9 protein-coding genes are annotated in these 9528 nt (G+C 30.8%); 6 read left to right on the forward strand and 3 right to left on the reverse strand.

Annotated elements, in window-relative coordinates; translation table 11 throughout:
• The 6 genes from ACEN36_RS09300 to ACEN36_RS09325 all read left to right on the forward strand — a co-directional run bounded on the left by ACEN36_RS09300 (position 1) and on the right by ACEN36_RS09325 (position 6695).
• Positions 1-1092 (forward strand): glycosyltransferase family 1 protein, encoded by a 1092-nt coding sequence (locus ACEN36_RS09300; RefSeq protein ID WP_407096963.1) that lies wholly within the window; start codon positions 1-3, stop codon positions 1090-1092.
• Between the two features lie 13 nt (positions 1093-1105).
• Positions 1106-2248 (forward strand): hypothetical protein, encoded by a 1143-nt coding sequence (locus tag ACEN36_RS09305; RefSeq protein ID WP_407096962.1) that lies wholly within the window; start codon positions 1106-1108, stop codon positions 2246-2248.
• Between the two features lie 19 nt (positions 2249-2267).
• Positions 2268-3332, forward strand: a complete 1065-nt coding sequence (locus ACEN36_RS09310) for an EpsG family protein (protein WP_407096961.1) — start codon at positions 2268-2270, stop codon at positions 3330-3332.
• Between the two features lie 46 nt (positions 3333-3378).
• On the forward strand, positions 3379-4317 hold the full coding sequence (locus ACEN36_RS09315; protein ID WP_407096960.1) for a glycosyltransferase family 2 protein: 939 nt from the start codon (positions 3379-3381) through the stop codon (positions 4315-4317).
• 45 nt (positions 4318-4362) lie between these two features.
• Positions 4363-5538, forward strand: a complete 1176-nt coding sequence (locus ACEN36_RS09320; protein WP_407096959.1) for a glycosyltransferase family 4 protein — start codon at positions 4363-4365, stop codon at positions 5536-5538.
• A gap of 137 nt (positions 5539-5675) precedes the next feature.
• Positions 5676-6695: a glycosyltransferase gene (locus ACEN36_RS09325; RefSeq protein WP_407097703.1), complete on the forward strand. Its 1020-nt coding sequence runs from the start codon at positions 5676-5678 to the stop codon at positions 6693-6695.
• Between the two features lie 222 nt (positions 6696-6917).
• Here ACEN36_RS09325 and ACEN36_RS09330 read toward each other — a convergent pair whose 3' ends face one another.
• The 3 genes from ACEN36_RS09330 to istA are packed head-to-tail and all read right to left on the reverse strand — an operon-like array spanning position 6918 to position 9411.
• Positions 6918-7100, reverse strand: coding sequence for a hypothetical protein (locus ACEN36_RS09330; RefSeq protein ID WP_407097704.1), 183 nt, complete (start codon positions 7098-7100; stop codon positions 6918-6920).
• Positions 7097-7852 (reverse strand): IS21-like element helper ATPase IstB, encoded by a 756-nt coding sequence (gene istB / locus ACEN36_RS09335; RefSeq protein WP_407097705.1) that lies wholly within the window; start codon positions 7850-7852, stop codon positions 7097-7099. Before istB ends, ACEN36_RS09330 begins: the two co-directional genes overlap by 4 nt.
• Positions 7849-9411, reverse strand: coding sequence for an IS21 family transposase (gene istA / locus ACEN36_RS09340; RefSeq protein WP_407097706.1), 1563 nt, complete (start codon positions 9409-9411; stop codon positions 7849-7851). Before istA ends, istB begins: the two co-directional genes overlap by 4 nt.
• Positions 9412-9528 lie beyond the last annotated feature (117 nt).

Below are 9528 nucleotides of genomic sequence, written 5' to 3' on the forward strand. Positions count from 1 at the left end.
ATGGACAAACCGTTAAGAGTTCTTCATTTTCAAGGACGTATGGGAAAAGGCGGAGCTGAAACTTTTATGATGAATGCTTACCGCAATATTGATCGTTCAAAATTTCAATTTGACTTTTTAATTTATAATGATTTTGAAGATATTAGACCATACAATAAAGAAATTCATGATTTGGGAGGCCATATCTATGCTGTTCCTAATCCTAAAAAAAATATTTTAGGTTATATAAGAGGTGTTACCGCTTTATTTAAAGAGAAACATTTTGATATAGTTCATAGTGAAGTTTTCTTTGGTGGAGGATTGAATTTATTATTAGCTAAGCGAGCTGGTATTGACAAAAGAATCGTTCATAGTCATGCTACAACAGATGGAAAGAAAAATAATTTATTTATGTCTGCAGCACGTAAGCTTTTTGATCGTTTGATGAGAGATAACGCAACGGATTATTTAGCGTGTTCCACTGAGGCAGGAATTGGTCTTTACGGAAAAAATCAACCGTTTATTTTTGTACCTAATGGTATAGACTTAAATATGTATCGGAATGTACCTAAAGGAAAAGAAGGTATTAGAGAAGAGATTAATGTGCCTAAAGACGCTTTTGTTGTAGGTAATATAGGAAGATTTGAGGAGCAAAAAAACCATTCTTTTTTAATTGATATTTTTGAAGAAATTGTTCAGCAACAACCTAATAGTTTTTTGTTATTGATCGGTGAGGGGTCTTTAAGAAACCAAATAGAACAAAAAGTTTCTTCAAAAAAATTACAAAAAAATGTCTTATTTCTAGGTCTAAGAGACGATATTCCAGAGCTATTAAAAGCTATGGATGTTTTTTTAATGCCTTCTTTATATGAAGGGTTACCTATTTCAGCTGTAGAAGCACAAGCAGCAAATATTAAGCTAGTTCTGTCAACTGAAGTTTCTTCTGAAACACAATTATCTAAAAATGTTCACTTTATTTCATTAAAAGAAAATACTGAAAAGTGGGCTGAAGAAACACTTAAAAAACCTTATACTAATGAGCCTCTACCAGAATTAGCGCAATATGATATGGAATATACAGCTATATTATTAGATGAGATTTATTCAAAATGAGGAGGACTTGCACTTGAAGAATTTACCCACTTTAGATGAAATGATAACTTTTTTAAAAGATAGTATGAAAATTATTATTATCACGACAGTTTCTATTTTTTCATTGTTTTTATTAGGTATTGGCTATACCATCTTTACTGATAGCAAAATTAATGAAAATGCAATTAATACTGAAGAACAGGAAATTAAACTTAATGAACTTGATCAAAATATACCTTTCGAGGCCCAGCTTGATCCTGAAGAAATAGAATTAATTATGAAAAATTTCCAAAAGAACGGGGGAGTGGCTTTTAGTTTTTATACAGAAACAGAAACAGGAGAGCCTTTTTTAGCCAATTCATTGATGGAAGAACTTTTAATATCTCAAAATGTACTTGAAAGAATTGAAGAAGGAGCAGGTACGACCATTGAGCCTAGTCCTGATCTCGCGTTACAAGTAACTTTAAATCCAAATACTCAAGTAATGACTTTAAAAGTTGGTACAGGAGATAAACAAAAAAACCAAGTGATTGCAGATGCTTATTTTGACTTGATTTCTCAGGAGGATAATTCTTTCTTTGATAATAAAACGGTTTATATTGTTACTGAACCTGAAGTAATAAAAAGCTATGAAATTGAGTCAGAAGCAGTAACTGAATCAGATATATCCGTTGACGCTACTAATGATTTATCATATAAAAGAATCATTTTATATGCTGTGCTAGCAGTAATAGTAGGGGGAGGTGCAGGGATTTTTATAGCCCTGATACGGAACTTATTAAAAAAAGAAGTTACTGACTTATACGGATTTGCTATTAAAGATAACGATACAGTTTTAAATATGAGTAATAATAAATATCTGAATAATACCGAAAAGTATGATCAACTAATCCATGCTGTACTTCATCCAGAGAAAAAGATAAAACTGGTTCTTTCTGAAGAAAATTTAGATAATTATATAGTGGAAAAATTAAATTCTACATCTAAAGAACAATTAGAAAAAAAACAATATTCTGTATTATTTACAAATTCTGTATCAGAAGTTAACCCTGCAATATCGGTTGATGAAGTTATTATTATATGTAAGAAATATAAAACAACAAAGAAATGGTATGAAAAACAGAGAGAGCTATTAAAAGTTTATAGAGGCAGTGAGATTAAAGTAATTTTAATATGATAATTAACGGAGGACCGATATGTTTTTTTATATAAGTGTTTTTGGTATATTGCTTATTTTAGCTACCATTGAAGTAATGTTAAGGAATAAAAAAATCTCTTTCATAACTGGTGGGTTACTTGCTATCATAGCGGGATTCCGTTTTTATACTGGATATGATTTTAACTCATATGGCAAGTTTTATTCAGAGGTCGAAAATATTTCTGATGTATTTAATGGTAGTATAGAAGCAGAAAGTGGTTTTCTATTTTTGAATTTTCTTTTTAAGTCAATGGGTTTTAATTATCATACCTTTATATTATTTTTTGCTTTATTTAGCTTATTGTTGCTAACAAATTTTGTATATAAATTTACATCTTTTCCTTCTTTAGTATTGTTATATTATTATGCTAGATACTTTTTAGTCCGCGATATGGGTCAAATTAGATCTGCCATGGCATGCATTATATTATTGTATTCAATACCTTATGTATTAAATAAAAAACCTTTTCAGTTTTTAGTTATTGTTTTCGTCGCTTCATTGTTTCATATAACAGCTTGGTCGTTTATTATTGTTTATATTTTTCATTATTTGTTCAAGCATTTAACAGTAAAAAATATTACTTGTTTATTAGGCATTAGCTTTTTAATTGGAGTGATTGTACAAATTCCAAGTATATATATATGGGCAATTCCTGAACGCTACAATGCATATTTTACGAGTCCGTCTTATACTAATGGGCAATGGATTCTGAATCCTATATTATGGATGCAATTGATGTTGTTTTTTACAGCACTAATATTGTCTTATCCAAAATTAAATGAAGAAAAAAATAAATTTAATATAATATTAAAGATATATTTTCTGGCTTCGTTAATATTAATCTTTTCAGGAACTTTGAGTACAGTAGGTGGGAGATTAGGGACTTTATTTGCCACTAGTGAAATTTTTATTGTACCAATTATATTTTCATCTTTTACTAAAAATAAATTAGTTAATATGCTTTTATTTTCTGGTTTTACTTTTGCGGTTTTTTGTTTAATATTTATCATATCTGAGACTTATATAGATTACATGCCATATGAAACTATTTTTAATTTTTAATTTTGAAATTATTTAAGCGTAATAATAATATTAAAGGATGAATTAAATGAATGAACCATTAATTAGTGTTATAGTACCTACGTTTGATAGACCAATTTTTTTAAGAAGAGCAATAGAAAGTGTTATTAAACAGGACTATAAAAATATAGAAATTGTTGTTGTTGTAGATGGTTTTTCTAATGGAACAGCCGAGTATATTGAACAAGCAAAAAAAACAAGTAATATAAAAATTAAACTTGTCCAAACTAATATAAAAGTGGGCGGAAGTGAAGCAAGAAATATTGGAGTAAAACTAGCTGATGGAGAATTAATTGCTTTACTAGATGACGATGATGAATGGTTTACAGATAAACTAAGTAGTCAGATTAAATTAATTAATAAAAACCACTTATCATTAAATGATGATTTTTTATGCTTTACATCTTTGGAAAGATATAAAAATAAAAATCAAAAAAAGTACGATAAACTTCCAAACGTTAATTATAAAGAAAGTGGTAAAACTACTATTGCAAGCTACTTATTCGAAATAAAAGGTTTAAAAAATATAGGCTTTATTCAAACCTCAACAGTGCTTGTTCCAAAACATATCATTATCGAGACGCCATTTACTAAAGGTCTTATCAAGCATCAAGATTGGGATTGGTTATTGAAAGTAGATAATAACCATCAATTAACTATAGTACAAGTTGAAGATCCAAAAATTATATATCACTCTGATGTACCTAAAGATACAAGAGTTGGGTATGTCAATAGATGGAAATTTACTGAAGAATGGTTAGAAAAGCATAAAGCTTTTTTTACAAAATTAGCATATGAAAGTTTTATTTTGAATTATATTCTATTGGGAATTGCTTCTGATGAAAAAATAAGTAAAGAGCAAAGAAAAGTAGAAATAAAAAAGAGATACCAAAACCTATCTTTAGCAACAAAGTTAAGACCATATACTTTGAAAATCATTATTTATATGATGCTAAACAAATATTAGACGATTTTGATAAGTAATTAATTTATTCTTCAAGAGAGGTGCCCAATGAAAAAAATAGGTTATACTAATGATTCATATCCTGAAAGAAGGACTATTATTGATGGTAATCTACACCCATTAAAAAAAGTGAAGAGTTTAAACACTTACTACCCACAAACAGCCATAAAAAGAATGCCTATTTTAGGGAAGAATGCCATAGTTTTTTTTAAAGATATAGTTTTTAGTGAGGTTGGAGTAGATGGACTGCATCTTTTTAATACTGTCACAAAAAAAAATATTCCTTGGATTTCAACTTTTGAGACCTATATACCTCGAACTTCAGCAACGTCATTTTTGAATGAAGAAACTATTACTAAAAAGAGTATAAAAGAAAAAAACAGAACAGAAAAGTATGTAAAATTGTTAGCTCATGATAATTGTAAAAAAATTATATCCTTATCTCAAAAAAACTATGAGATGGAACTGCGCTTTTTAGAGCATTTTCCACAATATAAAAATATCATTAAGGAAAAAATGATTCAAATAAATCCACCCCAAAAAAAATTAATGGAAAAATCAGAAGTAGAACAAAAGGTAATTAATCCTATTTTAAAATTTTTGTTTGTTGGAAAAGATTTCACTCGTAAAGGTGGAAAAGAAATTGTAGATGTCTTTTCAAAAATTAAAGAAGAGCATAATTTCGATTTTGAATTGACAATCGTTTCATTAGGAAAAAGTTACAATTATGCATTTGGTGAATACCAAGATACTGAAAAAGAAGTACAAGAGATGAACAACAAAATTAGAAACACAAAATGGATAAATTTCTATGAAAGCATGGACAATAAAAAGTTACTAGAGATGATGAAGAACAGTGATGTCGGCTTATTACCAACTTGGGCAGACACGTATGGCTACTCAGTTTTAGAATTTCAAGCATCAGGTTGTCCTGTCATTACAACTAATATTCGTGCTCTCCCAGAAATAAATAATAGCACTATAGGATGGGTAATTCAGCTCCCTATAGATGAATCAGGAGAAGTTGAAGTTAGCAGTATTAATAAAAAACAAATACTGCGCAAGCAACTGCAGAACTCATTTGAAAAAATTATCTTAGAAATTTTAGAAAATCCACAACAAATTAAAGAAAAAACAATAAAGTCTTATAATGCTGTTATAAAGAATCATTCAGTAAAAAAGTACATGAAGGAAATAAGTGTCATCTACTCTGAAAATTTTTAGTAAACTCTTTGTAAAAACTTTTAATTAATCAAGTTAAGAAAACTATATTTTTAAGTTAATGGTTGCTACCTTAATTATAAAAAGTTGTCTAAACGGAAAAACAATTAAATACACAAAGAGAGGAGGATAATTAAAATATGGAGAATATAAAAATTTCTATTATTGTACCAGTTTATAATGTTGAAAATTATCTTGAAGACTGTATTGAAAGTGTTATCTCTCAAAAAAATTTTTCAGACATTGAATTAATTCTTATCGATGACGGTTCTACAGATCAATCGAGCGAGATTATTGAAAAGTATACAGAGTCTTATGAAAATATACTAGGTTATTATCAAGAAAATGCTGGACAAAGTAAGGCTCGAAATAGAGGGATTGGATACGCAAAAGGTGAGTACATTTATTTTTTGGATAGTGACGATTTAATACCTGACTTAGCAATGGAATACTTATATGAACTGGCAATTAAAGAAGATTTAGAATTAGTTTTATTTGAAGGGAAATCTTTTTTTGATAAATCTATAGATAGTAAAAAGATTGAAGACATGAACTATGAAAGAAGTAAAGATTATGACAAAATTTTAAAAGGTCAAGATCTATTTATAGAAATGGCAAAAAATAAAGATTTTTATGCTTCGCCTTGTTTGCAATTCATAAATAAAAAAATGCTATTAGAAAACAATATTTTTTTTCTAGAAGGAATTATACATGAAGATGAATTATTTAGTTATCAACTTTTAATGAAAAGTAAAAAAGTTAAATGTATTAAAGATAAGTTGTTCTATCGAAGAATAAGGTTAAATTCTACTATTACATCGTTAAATTATGAAAAACGTATTAAATCCTTAATCAAAGTTATTGAAAAAACGATAGAATTTAATAGTCATTTAGAAGAAAGCACTGTAGATATGAAGAATGCTCTTAATACGAGAATTAATCATCTTCTAGGTCAGTGTATTATCTATTGTACAAAAATGAATTTTAAAAATCGAAGTAAAATTTATATGCTTTTGAAAAATATTAATTCCATAATTATAAATAATGGATATACGATATATAGAAAATATAATTTTTATTTTAAACATCCAGAATCGTATAGAATATTACAAAAAAGCTTAAATTCAATCAGAGGATTAAGAGTCGCAATAAAAAAGTGATGATAGAAATTAAATAAAATTCCAATTTTTATCATCATTCCGGATGTATAAACCATGTATTACGCTATCTCGTTTTTAATACAGAATAAAAAGCCTATAAGATGAGTATTGCGGACAGATTGAGCCGCCTGTGCGGAGTTTAGAGCCAGTGAGTGCGGGACATGGAGCCAATCAATGCGGAAGAAAAGGCCACTAATATATTGCATATCAGTGACCAAAGTTTTATTTCTCTAAAGCATTATCTATAATAGTTAGTGCTAATTTCACCATATCTTCTGCCGATGGTTCCTCATCTTCTAAATAGAAAGGGAGTAACTTTTCTTCAAGTTCCAGCATAATCTTGTCAGGCAAATAACGCTGGAAATAGTAGCGCGCAATTCTATCTTCTACTTCTGAAGGAATCATTTTGCTGCCCTCAATCCATGTCTTTCACGCATAGAAACCTCACCGTCAATTAGAATACTATAAGAATCATGCACGATGCGGTCAAGAATCGCATCGGCTACGAGAGCTTCACCGAGTTTTTCATACCATCCTTCAGGTGCAGTCTGTGAACAGAAGATGGTAGAAGTCGTTTTCAATCGAGATTCGATAATCTCAAATAAAGCTAAGGTATGTTCTTCGGGTAAGGATGTTAGTAACCATTCGTCAATGATAAGTAAATCAACTTTCTTATACTTCTTAATCAGTCGACGGAAACTTCCATCTGCTTCATTTCTTGCTGAAATAAACTCATCTAATAATTCTGGCAGACGAACATATTTTACTTTATACTGTTGTCGGCAAGCTTGAATGCCAAAGGCATTCGATAACCATGTTTTTCCATTTCCAGAGGCTCCCATTAATATGATATTTAAATGTTTTTCAATATAGTTACCTGCAGCTAGTTCAAGAATAAGGTGTTTATCCAGATGGCGATCAGGATGATATTCGATATCTTCAATAGATGCGGTCGGTTCATTGAACTGGGCTTGATGAATCAATCGCTGAAGTTTGTTTGACTGACGACGAGAATGTTCATGATCTACGAGTAAGTTGAAGCGTTCTTCAAACGTCATATCCTGATAGTCATTATTATTCATTTGCTCTTTGTATGAATCTGCCATTGCACTCATGTTCATTGCTGTCAATTTACGTAAAGTTTCTTCATTTGTCATTTTTTCGTCCCTCCAAAGTAGTCTGCGCCGCGCACAAATCCATAATTTTCACCTGTATTCAATTTAGTTAAGGAACCATCATCTTTTGCTCGCTCACGCTTTTTATTTCGTGCAAGAATTGTCTTAAAAACACTAACCGTAGGGTTAGAAGAAGCGAGTAGTAAGTTTTGAGCAGCTAAATCCAGCTCTTCTTTTGAATGTCTTTTATCAAGATTACGTAAACTCATTAATTGATTTAAAGCTTTTTTCTCAGATCCATTATTAAGTAAAACATCCACAAACTCTTCCATGTTTGATCCTACGGATTGAGCCCATTCTCGACTGTTCTTAGGTGTGTGTTCCAGAAATAGACGGTGATTGTCTGGCATATGCTCTGAAAGTGTTGAAAACTGACCGACTTCTCCATATAATCGCTTGTGGGATGCAATTCGAGCGTCTTTGAAGTATACTTCAATTAATTCTTTTGATAGACGAATATCAACGTCACTTTGGATGTACTCGTAAGGAACGGAGTAATACATACGTTCGATTTGAATGTGGTAATTAGTTTGAACCTTTGCAGTTCTCCATTCCGACAATTTAAATCGCTTTTGACGTAAGGGGTGAAGGTAGGATTTCTCCTCTTCGTCAAATGTTTCTTTTCTTGAGCCAGGACGTTTTTGGAAGGCTTCTTGATTTAGTTCATTGAGTTTCTTCCATATTTGCTGATTCAAGTCACGAAGATCAAAACATTGATAGTGACGTAAAGCAGCTATAATTTGTCTAGAAATGAACCCAACGGTTCCTTCAACACTAGCCTTGTCCTTTGGACTCCGAACTCTTCCGGGAACGATAACGGTTTGATAGTAATCAGCTAGTTCACGATAAGCTTCATTAAGAATTGGTTCTCCACGTAAGGGCTTAGTCACGCCTGTTTTTAAATTATCAGGGACTAATGATTCTGGAGTCCCACCAAAATATTCAAAAGCATGAATATGTCCGGTTAACCAGTTGGCAGATTTCATATCTAAAAAACCTTCGACATAACTGTACTGACTATAGGGAAAAGTTGCTACAAATACATATACCGTTATCTTGCCTCCATTTGAACGATCATTAATAGATAGCGTTGATCCAGCCCAGTCAATTTCTAACACTTCACCTGGCTTCCTGCGAATAGGCATTGTTGCTTTATATTTCTTTGCATACTTACCATAATTTTCTGCAAAAGTCCGATAAGCATAGGGGATTTTCCCGCTGTCACGCGCATGCTGATCATACTCCATATGGAGTAATTTTAATGATATATTTTTCTTCTGTAATTCCTTATGAATCTTTTCCCAGTTAGGTGGGAAAAAGCCTTTCTCAATCGCTTGTTTCTCAGGAAAAAGAAATTCTTCAAGCCATTGATTGTTCATATTATCAGTTAACCGTTCTAACCCAAGCTTTTTAGCTCGTTTGGTGATATCTGAAACTGTATTTCTTGAACTTCCAACGCTCGTACTAATGGTGCGTTGGGAGACATCATTGAAATGTAACTCCAGAATCTTACGGTATTGGATCATAAAAAGTAAGCGCAAAATGAAACGGTATCTTCAAATATCTTCTTTTCCGCTCTATACTTGATTTCATAGTAAACAAGTTGGAGGAATGATGATGAAAAGACAAGATATAGTACCAGTTTCATTGCAACAAAT

The organism is Desemzia sp. FAM 23989 (assembly GCF_045528345.1).
Lineage (GTDB): Bacteria > Bacillota > Bacilli > Lactobacillales > Carnobacteriaceae > Desemzia.

What these genes read in the sequence shown, in the direction of transcription:
- ACEN36_RS09320 (WP_407096959.1), top strand. Translation starts at nt 4,363, where the DNA reads ATGAAAAAAATAGGTTATACTAATGATTCATATCCTGAAAGAAGGACT.
- ACEN36_RS09310 (WP_407096961.1), top strand. Translation starts at nt 2,268, where the DNA reads ATGTTTTTTTATATAAGTGTTTTTGGTATATTGCTTATTTTAGCTACC.
- ACEN36_RS09325 (WP_407097703.1), top strand. Translation starts at nt 5,676, where the DNA reads ATGGAGAATATAAAAATTTCTATTATTGTACCAGTTTATAATGTTGAA.
- ACEN36_RS09330 (WP_407097704.1), bottom strand. Translation starts at nt 7,100, where the DNA reads ATGATTCCTTCAGAAGTAGAAGATAGAATTGCGCGCTACTATTTCCAG.
- istB (WP_407097705.1), bottom strand. Translation starts at nt 7,852, where the DNA reads ATGACAAATGAAGAAACTTTACGTAAATTGACAGCAATGAACATGAGT.
- ACEN36_RS09315 (WP_407096960.1), top strand. Translation starts at nt 3,379, where the DNA reads ATGAATGAACCATTAATTAGTGTTATAGTACCTACGTTTGATAGACCA.
- ACEN36_RS09300 (WP_407096963.1), top strand. Translation starts at nt 1, where the DNA reads ATGGACAAACCGTTAAGAGTTCTTCATTTTCAAGGACGTATGGGAAAA.